This is a genomic window from Absiella sp. AM29-15 (genome assembly GCF_003434225.1).
In the GTDB taxonomy this organism is placed as follows: Bacteria; Bacillota_I; Bacilli_A; order Erysipelotrichales; family Erysipelotrichaceae; genus Hoskinsella; species Hoskinsella hominis.
The window spans coordinates 65,045-82,554 of the sequence record NZ_QVFL01000019.1; the positions used below are offsets into that span (position 1 = coordinate 65,045).

24 protein-coding genes are annotated in these 17,510 nt (G+C 33.8%); 20 read left to right on the forward strand and 4 right to left on the reverse strand.

Features of this window, described 5'->3' with window-relative positions:
• Positions 1-119 precede the first annotated feature (119 nt).
• The 8 genes from DW761_RS17210 to DW761_RS17245 all read left to right on the forward strand — a co-directional run bounded on the left by DW761_RS17210 (position 120) and on the right by DW761_RS17245 (position 4,776).
• A complete protein-coding gene (locus DW761_RS17210; protein WP_117518888.1) occupies positions 120-494 on the forward strand; it encodes a GntR family transcriptional regulator in 375 nt (124 codons plus the stop codon).
• A 2-nt stretch (positions 495-496) separates the two neighbouring features.
• Positions 497-1,357: an ABC transporter ATP-binding protein gene (locus DW761_RS17215; RefSeq protein ID WP_117518889.1), complete on the forward strand. Its 861-nt coding sequence runs from the start codon at positions 497-499 to the stop codon at positions 1,355-1,357.
• Positions 1,354-2,001, forward strand: coding sequence for an ABC-2 transporter permease (locus DW761_RS17220; RefSeq protein WP_117453907.1), 648 nt, complete (start codon positions 1,354-1,356; stop codon positions 1,999-2,001). Before DW761_RS17215 ends, DW761_RS17220 begins: the two co-directional genes overlap by 4 nt.
• A gap of 81 nt (positions 2,002-2,082) precedes the next feature.
• Positions 2,083-2,409 (forward strand): hypothetical protein, encoded by a 327-nt coding sequence (locus DW761_RS17225; protein WP_117453908.1) that lies wholly within the window; start codon positions 2,083-2,085, stop codon positions 2,407-2,409.
• Positions 2,410-2,417: 8 nt separating this feature from the next.
• The gene (locus tag DW761_RS17230; RefSeq protein ID WP_117453909.1) at positions 2,418-2,639 is read left to right on the forward strand and encodes a type II toxin-antitoxin system HicA family toxin; all 222 of its coding nucleotides are present in this window, start codon (positions 2,418-2,420) and stop codon (positions 2,637-2,639) included.
• 202 nt (positions 2,640-2,841) lie between these two features.
• The gene (locus tag DW761_RS17235) at positions 2,842-3,219 is read left to right on the forward strand and encodes a GntR family transcriptional regulator (protein ID WP_117453910.1); all 378 of its coding nucleotides are present in this window, start codon (positions 2,842-2,844) and stop codon (positions 3,217-3,219) included.
• A complete protein-coding gene (locus tag DW761_RS17240; RefSeq protein ID WP_117453911.1) occupies positions 3,206-4,069 on the forward strand; it encodes an ATP-binding cassette domain-containing protein in 864 nt (287 codons plus the stop codon). The genes DW761_RS17235 and DW761_RS17240 overlap by 14 nt, the downstream gene beginning before the upstream one ends.
• Positions 4,066-4,776, forward strand: coding sequence for a hypothetical protein (locus DW761_RS17245; RefSeq protein WP_117453912.1), 711 nt, complete (start codon positions 4,066-4,068; stop codon positions 4,774-4,776). The genes DW761_RS17240 and DW761_RS17245 overlap by 4 nt, the downstream gene beginning before the upstream one ends.
• A 26-nt stretch (positions 4,777-4,802) precedes the next feature.
• On the opposite strand, the gene DW761_RS17250 is transcribed toward DW761_RS17245, so the two are convergent.
• Together DW761_RS17250 and DW761_RS17255 are read right to left on the reverse strand one after the other, a co-directional pair.
• Positions 4,803-5,252: a hypothetical protein gene (locus DW761_RS17250; protein WP_117453913.1), complete on the reverse strand. Its 450-nt coding sequence runs from the start codon at positions 5,250-5,252 to the stop codon at positions 4,803-4,805.
• A gap of 3 nt (positions 5,253-5,255) precedes the next feature.
• Complete coding sequence (locus DW761_RS17255; protein WP_117453914.1) at positions 5,256-5,453, reverse strand: helix-turn-helix transcriptional regulator; 198 nt, start codon at positions 5,451-5,453, stop codon at positions 5,256-5,258.
• Positions 5,454-5,602: 149 nt separating this feature from the next.
• Between DW761_RS17255 and DW761_RS17260 the strand changes: the two genes are divergently transcribed.
• Positions 5,603-6,109: an HAD domain-containing protein gene (locus tag DW761_RS17260; RefSeq protein WP_117518890.1), complete on the forward strand. Its 507-nt coding sequence runs from the start codon at positions 5,603-5,605 to the stop codon at positions 6,107-6,109.
• Positions 6,110-6,151: 42 nt separating this feature from the next.
• Here DW761_RS17260 and DW761_RS17265 read toward each other — a convergent pair whose 3' ends face one another.
• The gene (locus DW761_RS17265) at positions 6,152-6,511 is read right to left on the reverse strand and encodes a hypothetical protein (protein WP_117518891.1); all 360 of its coding nucleotides are present in this window, start codon (positions 6,509-6,511) and stop codon (positions 6,152-6,154) included.
• Between the two features lie 134 nt (positions 6,512-6,645).
• Entirely contained in the window at positions 6,646-7,461 is an 816-nt protein-coding gene (locus DW761_RS17270; protein ID WP_117453948.1) for a MerR family transcriptional regulator, read from the reverse strand.
• Positions 7,462-7,550: 89 nt separating this feature from the next.
• Here DW761_RS17270 and DW761_RS17275 point away from each other — a divergent pair, with 89 nt between their 5' ends.
• The 11 genes from DW761_RS17275 (at position 7,551) to DW761_RS17325 (ending at position 17,503) form a co-directional block, all read left to right on the forward strand.
• Complete coding sequence (locus DW761_RS17275) at positions 7,551-9,281, forward strand: ABC transporter ATP-binding protein (RefSeq protein WP_117453917.1); 1,731 nt, start codon at positions 7,551-7,553, stop codon at positions 9,279-9,281.
• A complete protein-coding gene (locus DW761_RS17280; protein ID WP_117518892.1) occupies positions 9,274-11,064 on the forward strand; it encodes an ABC transporter ATP-binding protein in 1,791 nt (596 codons plus the stop codon). The genes DW761_RS17275 and DW761_RS17280 overlap by 8 nt, the downstream gene beginning before the upstream one ends.
• Positions 11,065-11,420: 356 nt before the next feature.
• Positions 11,421-11,726, forward strand: coding sequence for a PTS sugar transporter subunit IIB (locus DW761_RS17285; RefSeq protein ID WP_117453919.1), 306 nt, complete (start codon positions 11,421-11,423; stop codon positions 11,724-11,726).
• 57 nt (positions 11,727-11,783) lie between these two features.
• Entirely contained in the window at positions 11,784-13,208 is a 1,425-nt protein-coding gene (locus tag DW761_RS17290; protein WP_117453920.1) for a PTS sugar transporter subunit IIC, read from the forward strand.
• Positions 13,209-13,293: 85 nt separating this feature from the next.
• Positions 13,294-13,605: a PTS lactose/cellobiose transporter subunit IIA gene (locus DW761_RS17295; protein ID WP_117453921.1), complete on the forward strand. Its 312-nt coding sequence runs from the start codon at positions 13,294-13,296 to the stop codon at positions 13,603-13,605.
• Positions 13,606-13,628: 23 nt separating this feature from the next.
• Positions 13,629-13,859, forward strand: a complete 231-nt coding sequence (locus tag DW761_RS17300; protein WP_117453922.1) for a hypothetical protein — start codon at positions 13,629-13,631, stop codon at positions 13,857-13,859.
• Between the two features lie 89 nt (positions 13,860-13,948).
• On the forward strand, positions 13,949-14,140 hold the full coding sequence (locus DW761_RS17305) for a hypothetical protein (protein ID WP_117518893.1): 192 nt from the start codon (positions 13,949-13,951) through the stop codon (positions 14,138-14,140).
• Positions 14,141-14,152: 12 nt separating this feature from the next.
• A complete protein-coding gene (locus DW761_RS17310; protein ID WP_117453924.1) occupies positions 14,153-14,653 on the forward strand; it encodes a DUF3284 domain-containing protein in 501 nt (166 codons plus the stop codon).
• A 20-nt stretch (positions 14,654-14,673) separates the two neighbouring features.
• Positions 14,674-15,759: a DUF871 domain-containing protein gene (locus tag DW761_RS17315; protein WP_117453925.1), complete on the forward strand. Its 1,086-nt coding sequence runs from the start codon at positions 14,674-14,676 to the stop codon at positions 15,757-15,759.
• A 23-nt stretch (positions 15,760-15,782) separates the two neighbouring features.
• A complete protein-coding gene (locus DW761_RS17320; protein ID WP_117453926.1) occupies positions 15,783-16,457 on the forward strand; it encodes a GntR family transcriptional regulator in 675 nt (224 codons plus the stop codon).
• A gap of 92 nt (positions 16,458-16,549) precedes the next feature.
• Positions 16,550-17,503, forward strand: coding sequence for a hypothetical protein (locus DW761_RS17325; RefSeq protein WP_117518894.1), 954 nt, complete (start codon positions 16,550-16,552; stop codon positions 17,501-17,503).
• The last annotated feature ends 7 nt before the right edge of the window (positions 17,504-17,510 follow it).

Sequence of the window (17,510 nt, forward strand, 5' to 3'; positions counted from 1 at the left end):
CTTTTTTATTAGTATGAACAGATAAAATATTTCTAAACCTATTGACAACTGTGTATATACATTATATATTGTATATGTCCAATATATACACTTTGATGATTGGATGAAGGAGTGAAGTTATGAATATCATTATTAGCAATGCCAGCGGAAAGCCAATCTATGAGCAAATTGTCACACAGATAAAACAGCTGATCATGACAGATGTTTTAAAAGAAGGGGACGCTCTTCCATCTATGCGTGTACTTGCGAAAGACTTGCGTATATCCGTTATCACAACAAAGCGGGCTTATGAAGAATTAGAAAGTGAAGGGTTTATTGAAACCGTAACTGGAAAAGGAAGCTTTGTGGCTGGCAGAAATAAAGAACTGATTAAAGAAGAACGATATCGCCAGATAGAGGAATTGTTAAGCAAGGCCTGTGACATCTCCAAAACAAGTGGTATCGCCTATGAAGAATTAGTTGATATTCTATCACTCATATATAAGGAGGCATAAGTATGGAAAGCATACTGGAAATAAAACATATGAAGAAAAGCTATCCTGGCTTTCAAATAAAAGATTTATCTTTAACAATTCCCAAAGGTGTCATTATGGGATTCATTGGAGAAAATGGCGCAGGTAAGACCACAACCATCAAAGCGATTCTGAATATGATTCATATCGATGGTGGAGAAATCACAGTATTTGGGAAAGATGCAATAAAAGATGGAAAAACAATTCGTCATGACATCGGCGTGGTTTTATCAGAAAGTAGTTTTCCTGAAAATATGAACCCTGTGCAAATTGAGCATGTATTATCCAGCGTATATCAAACATGGGATTGTGCCTATTATCATGAATTACTTCAAAATTTTCAGCTTCCTAAAGATAAACGTATCAAAGATTATTCAAAAGGAATGCGCATGAAACTTAATATTACAATGGCACTTGCACATCATCCAAAGCTATTGATTTTAGATGAAGCAACTAGTGGACTGGATCCAATTATTCGTGATGAAATTTTGGATGTTTTTATGGATTTTATCCAGGATGAAGAACACAGTATTTTCCTGTCTTCTCATATCACCAGTGATATTGAAAAAGTAGCAGATTATGTAACATTTATCCATAAAGGTGAGATTGTTTTAAGTGAACAAAAGGATGAATTACTGGAAAGCTATGGTATCTTAAAAACAACGCCAGAAATATTTACAGCATTGAAGGAAGCTGAATATGTGGCATATCGTAAATCTTCATTTACATTAGATGTATTGGTCAAAAATAAAGATATGATACTAAGAAAAATTCCTGATGCGATTATTGATCAGGCATCCTTAGAAGATATCATGTTGTTTACAGTGAAAGGAGAACGTTTATGATTGGGTTGATGAAAAAAGATTTCTACAATGTTGGAAGTTCTTTAAAAATTTATTTTCTAATTCCTTTGTTGTTTGCGGTTCTTGGTTATCAGGATGGATCTACGGATCTATTAGCATTTGGAACATGTTTTTTAGGAATATTTATCGTCATTAGCAGCTTTGCATATGATGATATGGCGCATTTCAATAATTTTGCATTGACACTTCCCATTGATCGTAAAGATCTGGTTATTTCCAAGTTTTTGATATCTAATTTATTTTTAGTCATTGTCTTAATCATCAGTAACTTATTCGCAAATGGAATTGCTATGCTGGCACCTGATAAATTTGTGAACTTCAGTCCTGTATATTTCTTAGAATACACATATATTGCCAGTATGATTGTCAACATCTTGGCATCCATTATTTTGATTATCATGTTTAAATATGGCTCAGAAAAGGGTAGAATTGTATTTCTGGTAACTTTTCTTGGACTTGGTTTTATTGGCGGGTTACTTGGAAAAGTATTTGGAGAGCCTGATCTGAGTGGAATTACAGTATTTTTAGACCAGTATCTGTCATATCTGATACTTCCAATCAGTTTAGGCATAGAAGCAATCGCCATTGTTATTTCAAATAAAATCATGAAGAAAAAAGAACTGTAAGGTATTCTCATAAATGGGAATATCTTTTTCTATACAAATAGTTAAAAGAATGTTATTATAAAACAAAGGAGCTGGTGCTATATGAAGACTGCGAATGCTATAAAAAAACACTATGAACCAGCTGCCATATTACAAAACCAATTTTACTTAAAAAAGGTAAAATATAAAGATAAGGCACTTGAATTTAAAAGAGGATATTTTATTCATTACTATATCGAGGATGAATATTATTATGCAGATGATAAAAAATTAAATTTATTCTGTTCAGGAAAAACGGAAGAAGAATTAATGGATGATATCGCCATGAGTTTAATTGTTCAATGGAAAATGTATGTGGAATGTGACAAAGATGAATTATCTAAAGATGCTATAAAATTAAGGAATATGTTAATTGATACCTTAGAATGAGTTAAGAAATGACAGTATTTAATGCTTACCAAGTAAGGGGAGCTTTAAAGAAAAAAAAGTTTAAAGAAGAACCAAAAGATCATAATTTTTACTTTTTATATATCAATGGTAAAAGAACATCAATCAATACGCATACAAGCCATAATCAACAAGATATTAATGATCATTTAATAAATTGCATGAAAAAACAATTGAAGTTAGATAAGAAAGACTTTAAAAATTTATTTTAATTGTCCATTAAGTTTTGAAAAATATGTACAAATATTAAAGGATAACAATGAAATAGAACTGTAAGGTATTCTCATAAATGGGAATATCTTTTTTTTTGTTAATCTATTGACAGATGAGAATGTATCATATATACTAAGTTTGTAAGTTAGTTACTCAACTAACAAACTAAATAACATACCGATGACAGAAAGGAGGATGGTGATGCGAATCGATCCTGCAAGTGATAAACCAATATTCCTTCAGATTGCAGAAGGATTAGAGGATGATATTTTTACTGGTATTTTTGAAGAAGAAGCTCAGATACCAAGTACGAATGAAATGGCAGCCATGTGGAAAATCAATCCACATACCGTTTTAAAAGGAATGAATATTCTTGTTGATGAAGACATGATATACAAAAAGAGAGGATTGGGGATGTTTGTGAAAGAAGGCGCTGTACAGAAAATCAGAGAAAAACGTCAGAAAAATTTCTATGATACATATATAGAAAGTCTGGTGGAAGAAGCAAAGAAGCTTGGCATGAGTTATGAAGAGATTATACGACTGATAGAAAGAGGGTATGGAAATGGAAGCAATTAATGTAGCGAATATAACAAAACGTTATGGGGATATTTACGCATTGGAGCATGTGGATCTTAACTTTGAAGCAGGTAAAATCTATGGCTTGCTGGGAAGAAATGGCGCAGGGAAATCGACTTTATTAAAAGCTATGACCAATCGTATCTTCCCTGATGATGGTGTGATTTATTTAAATGATCAGCCAGTAATGGAGAATGATGAAGTATTGCATCAGATGTATTTGATGAGTGAAGAAGATATGTATCCAAAATCTATGAAGGTAAAAGATGTGTTTCACTGGACAGATGAATTTTATGGCTGCTTCAACATGGAAAAAGCAAAAGAACTTGCGAAAAAATTTGAATTAAATATCAACAAAAAAGTAAAAGATTTATCAACGGGTTATCAATCAATCTATAAACTGATCATTGCGTTGTCCTTAGATGTTCCTTATGTTTTTCTGGATGAACCGGTACTTGGATTGGATGCCAATCATCGTGAAATGTTTTACAAGCTGTTGTTAGAAACTTATATGGAAAAACAGCAGACCATTGTGATTGCGACTCATCTGATTGAGGAAATCGCTAATCTGATAGAAGAAATCATCATTTTAAAAAATGGTAAAGTGATTGTGAATCAACCGATAGAAGATATTCTTGCGGCAGGTTATAGTGTTTCTGGACTTGCAAAAGATATTGATACCTATTGTGAAGGGAAACATGTACTTGGCTACGATGTCTTAGGTGGATTAAAGATAGCTTACATCATGGGGGAAGTAGATAAAACTTCATTAAAAGATACAATGGAAATCAATCCATTAAATCTACAAAAATTGTTTGTGGAATTAACAAAGAAAGAGGGAGAAATATGAGATTAAAACAAGCATTTAAATATCAGATATGCTCCAGTTTCAAGGCAGTAGGTATATATTACAGTATCATGATTGCGATTCGTTTGGCGATGGTTGTGATATTTGTTTTATCAGGGAATCAAAAAACAAATATGTCAGCTATGGAAAGTAATTCCATGGTGTTTATGGGATTTTTAGGGGTATATTCCATCTTAGATGATTTTAAATTTTTCTTACAGAATGGATATTCACGAAAATCACTTATCAAACTTTATACATGTCAGTTTCTTGCAGTAGGAGCGATTATTTCTATTGTTGAAATTATACTGGCAATCGCAACTTCTAGTATAATGAATTATTCATCATTATTTATGCAGCTATATGGATCACAGCCTTTGATTATGCAGTTCTTATGGCTGTGGGGTATCTATTGTATCATCGGTGCAGTTGCATTATTGATTACGATCATTAATTTCCGCTTATCTAAGTTTTCAAGAATCGTCATATTTATTGCATTTCCAATTGCATTAGTAACACTGATACCAGCGATTGATCATTATTTGTTGCAGGGTGTTGTAATGTCAGCTATCTTTGATTTTGTATTATATTTCTTTGGACTACAAGGTTCTGTGAATTTGGTAGCACCTGTGATAAATTTCATCATCGTATTTATCATTGCATGTGGTTTAGCTTATGTTGCTATACGAAAAATGCCAGTTTTTAAATAAAAAAATCAACCGTCATGGTTGATTTTTTATAAGCGGTTAGAAAAATAGCGTTTTGATAGATATTTGATCAGTAAGGAAATTGTGACAATTCCCACAAATATCAAGTTAAGAGTATCATTTAGATATCCTAAAATACTAAGAATACAGATTGCGTATAGTATTGCCAAACTCAAAAATTGAAAGGCTAACTGATCAGATTTTTGTTCAATCTGGATATTACGTTCATCATTTCTTTCAATGCGTTTTTCGCTTGGCATAGTATCTTTTTGAATGAGTCTTCCCCATGGACGATTAGATGCAATCAATAAGGTAATTCCAATAATCAAAAAAGCAAGTGGTGCATTTCCAGCATCAGGAAAAATCGTTTCTAAGAAAGCCGGTTTTGTGATAAAAATATATAAGGTAAACATAAGGATAGCAATCGAAATCAAATTTCCAAGTAAAACAATAGGTATCATAATTTTTTTGTGATTCATACATCATTCCTCCTCATAAATAAAGATATCTTCTATGCGCATATGAAAATAATGGGCAATTTTAAACGCTAGTAAAATAGAGGGATTATATCGTCCATTCTCTAAAGAACCAATCGTCTGACGCGATACTTCCAGGGCTTTTGCCAGATCTTCCTGACTAATTCCTTTTCGTTTCCTTATTTCTTCCAGTCTGTTTTTCATATTTCACCTCAAATGGAAAGCTAACTTTACATTACCAGTATACAATATATCAGAATGGAAAGCAAGCTTTCCATATGTAAAATTTACCTATGAAAACACTTACTTTTCAAACATAATACGATATACTTATGGTAGAGAGGGTGATAGGTGTGAAGAAAATTATTTTTCAGGATATTGATGGGGTATTATATCCTTGTTTTCATCGTGGTCGTTTAAAAATGAATCAAGATCGTGTAAAAGCCAAATTGATCGCTACAGATAGCTATTATGAAGATGCCAATGCCAAAGATTTACTGGCTTCTTATGAAGGCTTTGATAAAGGAGCAATGAAGCGTTTAAAAAAATTAGTAGATGAAACGGGCGCATATATCGTTGTATCATCCTCATGGCGGTTTATGCATACCATTAAAGATTTTAAACAGATGTTTCATATTCATGGCTTAAAAGATGCGGTAATTGATATCGCACCTATGGCATCCAGTTTTCTTAAAGAACCATCCATTGAAGAATATCTCCATGCACATCCTGATATTGATGCGTATGTTATATTAGATGATATCAACATGGAGTCCCATTTTCCAGGACATTGTGTTGTATGCCCGGATGTATTTGATGAAGAATGTTTAGAAAAAGCTCTTCAAATACTAAAAAAATAAAGAAAAGCCGTATCACCTTTTCAATAGATGATACGGCTTTGTTTATGATAATGCCATTTTTAAGACATGCTCACCATTTAAAAATCCATAATCTTTCCGGTCAATAACTTTGACAACTTTATCGGGTAATTTCTTTTGTATCTCATCTAACATTGCGAATAGCTCTGGTGTCAATAAGATGATATCGGCATTTTTTCCACGACTTTCAATCTTAGAAGCACTATCCATATGGATGCTAACATCAATATCATTGGCTTTTGCGACTTTATACATTCTGCTAATGAGAAAATTCATATTCGCAGTATAATCAGTAGACATTGATGTAATAGAAAAAAGTATAATTTCTTTATGGCCGATACCTTTAAATTCTGTGAAATCTTCATGTTGATTATTTTTTTTCATAATACCTGTCCTCTCATGTTTTATATCATCATTTTCTATATATATTATAAGAAAAAATATGAATTAGAAGATACAATGCTCACAAGTGGTCGATTATGATACATGAATGGAAGAAAAAAGTAAAATATGCTATGTTATGCATCAATTTCTATAAGGATACGTGTCACATATTCATTATGATTCATCTGTGCAATATCCGCAATCAGATATTCTTCATATGCAAATGTACCCAGCTTTATATTGTTTTGCATCGCATAGGCCATCATTTGATCATATGTATCAGTAATGGTATCATAAGGACCATGGTGCCATCCACATATATAATCTCGCTCTTTACAAACTCTCGTCTTTTCAGGGATTTCAATATCAACATCGACATAAAGATAAGAAAAATTTAAATAATCCTGATTGCGAATAGCCTCTACACTGATCATGTTGCCAACACTTTGCTGCATATTGATATTATTCTCTTTGATAAACTGGATATATTCCTGCATGAAATTCACAAATGAGGTATTATTGGAATTCTCCATGTTATCACTGCATAAAATAATACGCTGTGGTAGATGTGTGATACTGATGGGATCATCTTTATGACATAATGCCTCCTGTGTACTGTCTTTCATCCATTGCATCATTGATTTTACACCTTTTAAATATTCAATCAAGGAATCAATTTCTTCAAACTTATCTTCTAATAAGGATAAAAATAAAGAAGGATCCCGTTTACTTAAAAAAACTTTGATATCTTTTAAAGACATGCCCATCTTTTTTAAATTCATAATAACTAAGAACGTATCATATTGACGGTAGCTGTAATAACGATAACCATTTTCAGCTTTGTACTCTGGTTGAAATAAACCAATATCGTCATAATGAAATAATACGTGTTTTGGTATATCACAGATTTTAGCGAACTCACCTGCGGTTAAATATTTATTTTTCTTCAAAAAAATCACAATCCTCTCTTGACTATAAGGTTACCTTATAGTTTATGATAAGGTAGTTTCACGAAGAAATCAAGAAGGGAAGGGATAATATGCGATTAATATTACATTATTTGAAAAAATATAAACTGCTGGTGTTTATCAATGTAATATCTGTTTTCGGATTCGCACTGGTGGAGCTGGGTATTCCAACAATCATTGCAGAAATGATTGACCAGGGTGTTTTGCGAAGTGATGAAAATTATCTAATTCAGATGGGACTTGTGATATTACTAATTTCGATTATCGGTGTATCCATGACGATATTATTGGGATTTTGTTGTGCAAAAATTTCTACCAATATCACCAGAGATATCAGAAATGATATTTTTGAAAAAGCACAGAAATTTACAGCACATGAGTTTAATCAATTTGGCATTAGCTCTATGATTACAAGAACAAACAATGATGCATTTCAGATACAGATGTTTGTCAATGTATTACTTAGAACGGCCTTAATGACTCCGGTTATGTTTATATTCAGTTTTATCATGACGGCAAGAGCGTCATTGCCATTATCTGGTATTATTGCGGCAACGATACCATTTATTATTTTAGGAGTATTTGCCGTCGCAAAGTTTAGTAAGCCGATTTCAGAAAATCAGCAGACATCATTAGATGAATTAAACCGTATTTCAAGAGAAAATTTAAGTGGGATCAGAGTCATTCGTGCATTTGATAATGATGCATATGAACAAAACCGCTTTGAAGGTACAAATGAAAAATTCACCGGATATTCTAAGAAACTGTTTAAATTAATGTCATTGACACAGCCGGTATTCTTTTTATTGATGAATATCGCTGGTTTATGTATATTCTGGGTCGCAGCTCATTTGATAGCGGATGGATCTTTACAAGTTGGACAATTGGTAGCCTTTTTAGACTACTTATTCCATGCCATGTTTAGTATCATGTTGTTTTGTACCGTGTTTATGATGTATCCACGTGCTGAAGTCAGTGCCAAACGTATTGAAGAGGTATTTGATGTAGACCCATTGATTAAATCAAAATCGGAAACAAAAGAAGCGAAAAATGAAACAACGATTCGTTTTGATCATGTGACTTTTGTGTATCCAGATGGTGAAGAAGCGGTATTAAAAGATATCAGCTTTGAAGCGAAAAAAGGAGAAACCATAGCCTTTATCGGAAGTACAGGATCTGGAAAGAGTACGCTAATCAATCTGATTCCACGTTTCTATGATGTAAGCAAAGGTACGATTTATATTGATGGTATTGATATCCGTGATTATGATGTAAAAGAACTAAGAAGCAAATTAGGTGTCATTCCACAAAAAGCATTCTTGTTTAGTGGCAGTATCAAAGAGAATATCTGTTTTGGCAAAGAAGATGCAAGTGATGAAGAAATCATACATGCAGCACGTGTTGCTCAGGCATATGACTTTATTATGGAAAAAGAGCATGGTTTTGATGAAGAAATATCAGAAGGAGCAACCAACGTATCAGGAGGACAGAAGCAGCGTTTATCTATAGCGCGTGCTATCATCAGAAAACCTGAAATTTATATATTTGATGATTCTTTCAGTGCGTTGGACTTTAAAACGGATGCTGTTTTACGTCATGAATTGAAAAAAGAAACCAAAGAAGCAATTGTTATGGTGGTTGCCCAGCGTATTTCTTCTATTATGGATGCAGATAAAATCGTCGTATTAAACGAAGGAAATATTGTAGGTATGGGAACCCATAAAGAATTATTGAAAAATTGCGAAATCTATCATGAAATTGCTCTATCTCAATTAAGTGAGGAGGAACTTGCTCATGAATAAACATAAATTATCAAAAGCAAAACGTGATATCAAAGGATTGATGCCGTTCATTGCACCATATAAATGGCAGCTGTTTGGTGTTGTCCTTATGATTGTTGTAACAACCGTATCCTTGGGACTTGCACCAGGATATGAAGGAAAGATCACAACACAGTTAATGCAAGATGTTACTACAAGTTTAGAAAATAAAACAAGCATTCAGGTACATTTTGATCAGGTGCTTCGTTATATGACAATTTTGTTTGGATTTTATTTAGCAAAAACATTCTCGCAGGCATTTGGTACAATCTGGCTGACCAATGCAATTCAGCATTCTATGCGGGATTTGAGAAGTGCCATGATGAATAAAATCAGAAAACTTCCTGTACGTTACTTCGATTCACATCACTATGGAGATGTATTAAGTCGAATCACCAATGATATTGATGCGATTTCAAATGCACTGCAACAAAGTGTTTTACAGGTGCTAAGTGGTATTTTAACCATTCTTATGGCATTGTTTATGATGTTTTCAACCAATGTGACCATGGCATGTATTGCTTTTATGATCATTCCATTGACTTTGCTCATTACGCAATTTGTGGTAAGAAAAAGCCAGAAACTGTTTCAGGCACAGCAAAATGCTTTGGGAGATTTAAATGGCGCTATTACGGAGATGTATACCGGGTATAATGAAATCCTACTTTATAACAAACAGGAAGAAAGCATTCATAAATTCAAAACCATCAATGAAAATTTAAGAAAAAATGCCAGTCGTGCACAGTTTGTATCCAGTGCCATTGGACCATTAAATTCTTTTGTGACCTATTGTACCATTGGTGTTGTTGCTGTTGTTGGTACCATTGATATCATTCATGGAAGGCTTCAGGTTGGAAATTTACAGGCCTTTGTACGATATATCTGGCAGGTCAATGATCCATTATCTCAGGTTAGCAATCTATCCTCCCAGATACAAAGTGCCTTTGCGGCATTAGGACGTGTCATGGATGTGTTGAATGAACCAGAAGAAGTCGCGGAGAAACAGCCTGCGGAAACATTAGAAAATGTAAAAGGCAATGTCAGCTTTTCACATGTGAAATTTGGTTATAATGATGAAATATTAATGAAAGACTTAAACTTAGAAGTAAAGAGTGGTCAAATGGTTGCCATTGTTGGACCAACCGGTGCTGGTAAAACGACCTTAATTAACCTATTACTACGCTTTTATGATGTCAAAGGCGGAAGCATCAAAATTGATGGTGTGGATATCCGTGATATGAAACGTGGCGAATTACGAAGTATGTTTGGTATGGTATTACAGGATACCTGGCTGTTTAATGGTAGTGTGTATGATAATATTCGGTATGGAAGATTAGACGCACGAAATGATGAAATTGTAGAAGCAGCAAAAATGGCAAATGTTGATCATTTTATCAGAACGTTACCTGAGGGATATCATTCCTTTATCAATGAAGAAGCAAATAACATCTCCCAGGGAGAGAAACAATTATTGACGATTGCCAGAGCAATTTTAAAAAATCCATCTATTTTAATTTTGGATGAAGCAACCAGCAGTGTTGATACACGATTAGAAAAAATGCTGCAGGATGCAATGCAGAAAGTTATGAAGGGTAGAACCAGCTTTGTGATTGCACATCGTCTTTCCACCATTCGTAATGCTGATTTAATATTGGTTATCCAAAATGGAGATATTGTGGAGCAAGGGACACATGAGTCCTTAATGGAACAAAAAGGATTTTATGAAAAACTATATAATAGTCAATTTCAGGAAGAGGAAGAATAAAAAACTTCCTTTTTTTATGTCAATTGCATGGTCTAAATTTTTAAATCAAAAAATCACATATTAATCACGCACATACCATGGTTTATACCACAAAAGTTATGGTAAAATGGTCTAAAATAGATAAAAAAAGCATAAAATTTAGAAGAAAAACACAAAAAAGTTGAAAAAAAACAAAAAAAATGGAAGTGCTTAAAACCTTTATTTTAAAGGCTTTTTAACACTTTTTGTGAGAACGTTGGGGAAGCTATCACACAAAAATAACAAAAATTTAAAGAAAACGCTTGCATTATTTCAATATCCGGTGTATTATATGTGTGTACTGAGGTGGTATAGACCACCAGAAAGGAGGACATCTCATGGTTAATATACTGCTAGTTTGCTCTGCTGGTATGTCAACAAGTATGTTGGTAAAGAAAATGCAGGAGGCTGCTGCTAAAGACGGCATTGAAGCAAATATTTGGGCGGTCGGAGATGCAGAATCACCAACCAATGCACCTAAAGCAGACGTTATTATGCTTGGGCCTCAGGTTCGTTTCTTAGAAAAGAAGATGAAGGACTTAGTAAAAGACGCAAAACCTGTTCAGGTCATTGATATGGCATCTTATGGAACAATGAACGGTGAGAAAGTCTTAAAACAAGCATTGTCACTAATCGGCAAATAAGGCTAGTTTGTCGGACAGTGTAAAAAAATATTTCATTTTTAGGAGGAGAAAGAAAAAATGGAAAAATTCACAGCATGGATGGAGAAACATTTTGTGCCAATCGCTGCCAAAATCGGTTCTCAAAGACACCTTGTAGCAATCCGTGATGGTTTCATCGGGATTATGCCAGTTACAATGGCAGGTGCTATCGCTACATTATTAAACGTATTCTTCCGTGACTTACCAAACAACTACTTACCAGATCTTCACATCGCTGATACTTTCAGCTGGTTGATCGGAATCAATGGATGTGTTTGGTGGGGAACTCTTGCAATGCTTGCAATTGCATTCTCATTCTCATTTGGTTACACATTAGCAAAATCATATGATACTAACCCTCTTGCAGGTGGTTTAGTTTCTACAGCTGCTTTCATTACTGTATTATCACAGAGTGCAAGCGGAATTGCTTATACATTACCAGGCGTTACACCAGATTCATTATCAGTATTACAGGGACTAGGCTTAGACGTAGTTGCTGATGCTGCTAATAATGCTGTTGTATTAAATAATGTAGGTGGTTGGGGATTCCTGCCATATGCATGGACAAACGCTCAAGGTCTGTTTACAGCATTAATCGTTGGTTTAATCTCAGTTATGATCTATTCAAAACTGATGATCAAAAAAGTTACTATCAAATTGCCAGAACAAGTACCACCAGCTGTATCTAAAGCATTCGCAGCAATTATTCCAGGTACTGCAGCAATTTATGCAGCAGGTATTATTCAGCAGATTTGTACAATGACAACAGGAAACGGCCTTCCAGAATTAATCATGGAATTCTTACAGGCTCCATTCCAGAACTTATCTCAGGGACCATTGACAATCGTAATTATCGTATTTGCAGTTCAGTTATTCTGGTTCTTCGGTTTACATGGACCAAACGTATTGTCACCAATCTTAGATGGTGGTTATATCCCTCTATTGAACAAAAATACAGATATCTATAACGTAGGTATGGACGCTGGAAAATCATTAAGCGATCTTATCCCAACAATGTTCACATGGACTCGTGGATCATTCGATGCATTCATTTGGATGGGTGGTTCAGGATGTACAATCGCATTATTAATTGCAATCTTCATCTTCTCTAAACGTGATGATAACAGAGCAGTTGCTAAATTAAGTTTCCCAATGGGATGCTTCAACATCAACGAACCAGTTATCTTCGGTTTACCAATCGTATTAAATCCAATTTACTTCATTCCATGGTTGATTACACCAGTTATCCTGGCTCTAATCGCTTATGGTGCTACAGCTGCTGGATTAATTCCACCAGTATTCATTACAGTTCCTTGGGTAGTTCCACCAGTAATTTACGCTATCTTAGCTACAGGTGGTAACATCATGGCCGGTGTAATTGCTGCTATCAACTTAGTAGTTGCTACATTATGCTGGATCCCATTCGTTATCGTTGCAAACCGCATGGATACAACTCAGGAATAAAAAACTAATATAGACAAAAGTAAATAAGGAAGAAAGATCGTGTTCTTTCTTCCTTAATTGCTTTTATAAGAGGAGGTACTTATTAATGGAAGGATTAGAATTAACTTGTTTTCAGATTATTTCGTCAGTAGGAATGGCTAGAAGCTTATTTATCGAAGCTATTCAGGAAGCAAAAGCAGGAAACTTTGAAGCAGCAGAACAGAAAATTAATGAAGGTAATGAAAATTTCACAACAGGACATCATGCACATGCTCAGTTGATTCAGCAGGAAGCTAGTGGTGAAGTTACTCAGATGACTTTATTATTAACACATGCAGAAGACCAGTTGATGAGCGCAGAAGCTTTCAAAATTTTAGCACAGGAATTTATCGATTTATATAAGGAAATTAAGAAATAGGTTAGGAAAAAGGAGATTTGATCATGGAAAACAAAATTTACATCAGTTGTGGACTGAATCAGGATTTTATCATCGATTTATTAGAAAAATCTACTGAAGAAGGTATTTCTTATAAATATGAAGGAAAAAAAGGAATTAAACTAGAATTTACTGTTAATACAGATGATGTTGCAAAAGCAATGGCTATCGCTAAAGCAGCTATCAAAGGTACTCAAATTGGAAGTGTTATGTATTTCCAAATTACTGATAAATAAAAAATAACAGTAAAAAATCTATATTTTATTTCAATTTTGAAGTAAAATAAAAAGGCAATAGAAAGATAACAATAAGAAAAGGTGATATTATGACACGCTGGGGTTTATTTTTAGCAAGTATTGGATGTATTATGATTATATTTTCGCAAACAACAAAAGATTCAGGAGTATCTTTATCAACTTGTTTAGCTGGAGTACTTGTCGCTATTGCAGGTTTTGTGTTAGTATATAAAGACAAAAAGAATGCAAAGTCAAGCAGCAAGCCGGCTAAGAAAAGATAAGGAGATATAGATATGGAAGTATGTGAAAAATTATATGTAGGTGCTAGTGAATTTTGGGAAGTATTACAAACTTCATTAGCTTATGATATTACACAGGCAACAGGAAAAAATGTAAGACCAAAACAGATTAAAAAAGGTTATACTTATACGAAAACCCTGAAAAACAAAACAGGAAGAAAAGGATCTGTTAAGGTAACCATAACAGAATTTGAGGAGCCTGTAAAATATGAGGCTAAATTTGAAAGTTCTCAAGGTGTAAATTATATCGCTTATGAAATCGAACAACTTGATGCTGATCACATTGGGGTAACATATCGTGAAGGATTTGATGCTGCTACCGGAACAAAAGCAGTAAACTTCAAGATTATGTCTTTCTTCTATAACCGTGGTGCTAAGAAGAAGGCAACAAAATTGTTGCGTGCCATTGAGAAAAGCATACTTGATCAAAAAAAAGAAAATGAAAAAATAGAAAATAAAGAGGAAGCTATTCCTGAGCAAGAAGAAAAGAAATAGCGCTCTAAAGGAGGCTAATCATGGCTAGATTAGGGATATCACTATATCCAGAACATTCGACATTAGAAAAGGATAAGGCATATGTTACACTTGCAGCAAAATACGGATTCAAAAGAATTTTTACTTGTCTGTTAAGTGTTGAAAAAGAACGTGAAGAAATTTTACGCGAATTCCGTGAATTAATTGATCACGCTCATAGTTATGGAATGGAAGTCATCCTTGACGTAGCGCCATTTGTATTTGAAAAATTAGGCGTTTCTTATGATGATTTATCTTTTTTCAAAGAAATGCATGCGGATGGGATTCGTCTAGATGAAGGATTTGATTCATTAAAGGAAGCTTTAATGAGCTATAACAAAGAAAATTTGAAAATCGAAATTAACGCAAGTTTAGGTACGAAATACTTAGACAATATTATGAGTCACTATCCAAAGCTGGATAACATTATTACTTGCCATAACTTCTATCCACAGAGATTTAGTGGAATCAGTTATGAACATTTTGAAAAATGCAGTAAGGATATTAAAAATTTGAATGTAAAAGTTGCAGCATTCGTTAGTTCTCAGGCAGAAGGAACTTATGGTCCTTGGCCTGTAAATGAAGGATTATGTACTTTGGAAATACACAGGGACTTGCCAATTGATGTGCAAGCTAGACATTTATTTGCCACAAGACTGGTAGATGATGTTATAATAGCAAATGCATATGCAACTGAAGATGAGTTGAAAACACTTTCAACAATTGATCCAGGTCTATTAACTTTCAAAATCGACTATGAAGCAGAACTTCATCCAACAGAGGAAAAGATTCTGTTTGAGCATCCACACTTTGTACGTGGTGACATGAGTGAGTATATGGCACGTAGCACAATGCCTCGTGTAACATTCGCAAAAGAAAGTGTTCCACCAAAAAATACAAGAGATTTAAAACGTGGAGATGTTGTCATTGTAAATGATGAATATTCTCGTTATAAAGGTGAACTTCATATTGTTTTGAAAGATATGCCTAATGATGGTAGAAAGAATGTCATTGGACATATTCCAGCTGATGAAATTATGTTATTAGATTACATTAAGCCTTGGAGGTCATTCGGTTTCATGCGTTAAAAAAAGAAAGGTAAGGTGAAAATATGGCGACTCCAATCTATCGTAAGATCAAAGAAATGATTTTACAGGAAATTGAAGATAAACCTGCGAATTCGCCTATCGATTCTGAGCGTGAAATGGCGGTTAGATTTGATGCTAGCCGTATGACTGTACGTAATGCAATAAATGAACTTGTAGAAGAAGGATTTTTGTACCGTGATAAAAATAAAGGAACCTTTGTCGCGGATCGAAAATTTGTTAAGAAAACTCCTGTTTCAGCTTTGTTACAGGAAGATATCAGTGAATTTAACGTATTATATTTTAATGTAAAAAAGGCTGATGAAGCTGGTCCTGAAATAGCGGAACGACTTGAAATCAGTCCAGACGAAATGACACTAATTGTCTTGCGTTTGAATACCCTTAACACAAAACCTATTAGTGTGGAAGAGATATTTTTTATACGAAGCAGTATCAGCGAATCGGAATTGAATAATCTAAGACAATTATTAGATTTAAATGCGTATCTGAAAGATGGACGTATTATTCAGCGTTTTATTCCTATGCTGGTACCAGTACAATTCGCAAATCTTTTGAAGATAAAAATGAATACTCCTATTATTAGAGTGGAAACTGTAATAACCAGCAAGAGTGGAAAACCTCTTGTATACATAAAAGCATATAATAACCCTTTCGAAAAAATTATAGAAATTACAGAATAGTACCTGAAGCCCACAGGTACTTTTTTGATTAACGGGTTTTAAATTAGAGCTTTTTCATGTATAATAGTGTCATTCGCAAGGAGGAAATGAAAATGAACGATAACCGTATCGAAAAATATACCAAGCAATTTGGGACACGTTTTTCAAGAAAACAAAAAAATAAATTCAAGGATGAAATCGCAAAAGAATTTTCTGAATTAGGTTATGAAATGAAAGAAATCGAAGGAAGAAAATGGTTGAATAAAGCGAAAGATTATTTCTTTGGAAATATAAAAAATGCGAAAACTGTCATTGTTGTGCCATATGATACACCAGAGCGTAAAATATGGAATAAGGTTTTTTATTTTCCATTTGATGGAGAAAAAACAGCCAGCAAAACGATGGCCGCAACCTTTGTGCCAATTGTAGCATTATATGCAATCATCTTAATATTTGTATTCTTTGGTGGAAAGATGACAACAAACCCTATCATGACCGCAATGATTTCATTGATTATGTTTCTGTTGTTGCTATTCTTAGTTTATTTTATAACACATGGGATTAGAAATACAAAGAATTTTACACGTAATTCTGCATCTATCATAGCTGCATTAGATATTGCGGAGGCATTAAGCAAGGATGAAAGAAAAAAAGTTGGGTTCTTATTTACAGATAAAAATAAAACACGTTATTTAGGTGCTGATATTGCTGGTAAAGAATTTAAAGATGCTGGAAAAAATCCAAATATCATTTGTTTAGATTGTATAGGCAAGGGAAGTACATTACAAATTGGATATCGCCCACAAAACAGAAAAATGGCACAGGAAGTTGTGAAATGTGATCCAAATAAAAAGAATATTGAAGTCGTTAAAATAGATGAAGGTATGCAATTTCAAAGTGCAATGGCACATTTTGATAAAGCAATCGTTATTAGTTGTGGAGAAGTTGACAATGATGGCAGATTGTATGTATTAGGAACAGGAACAGGGAAAGATAACAAGTTACAAGAGGAAAATTTAACAAGAGTGATTGGCATGGTCACAAACTATTTACATAAACAAAAATAAAATTAAT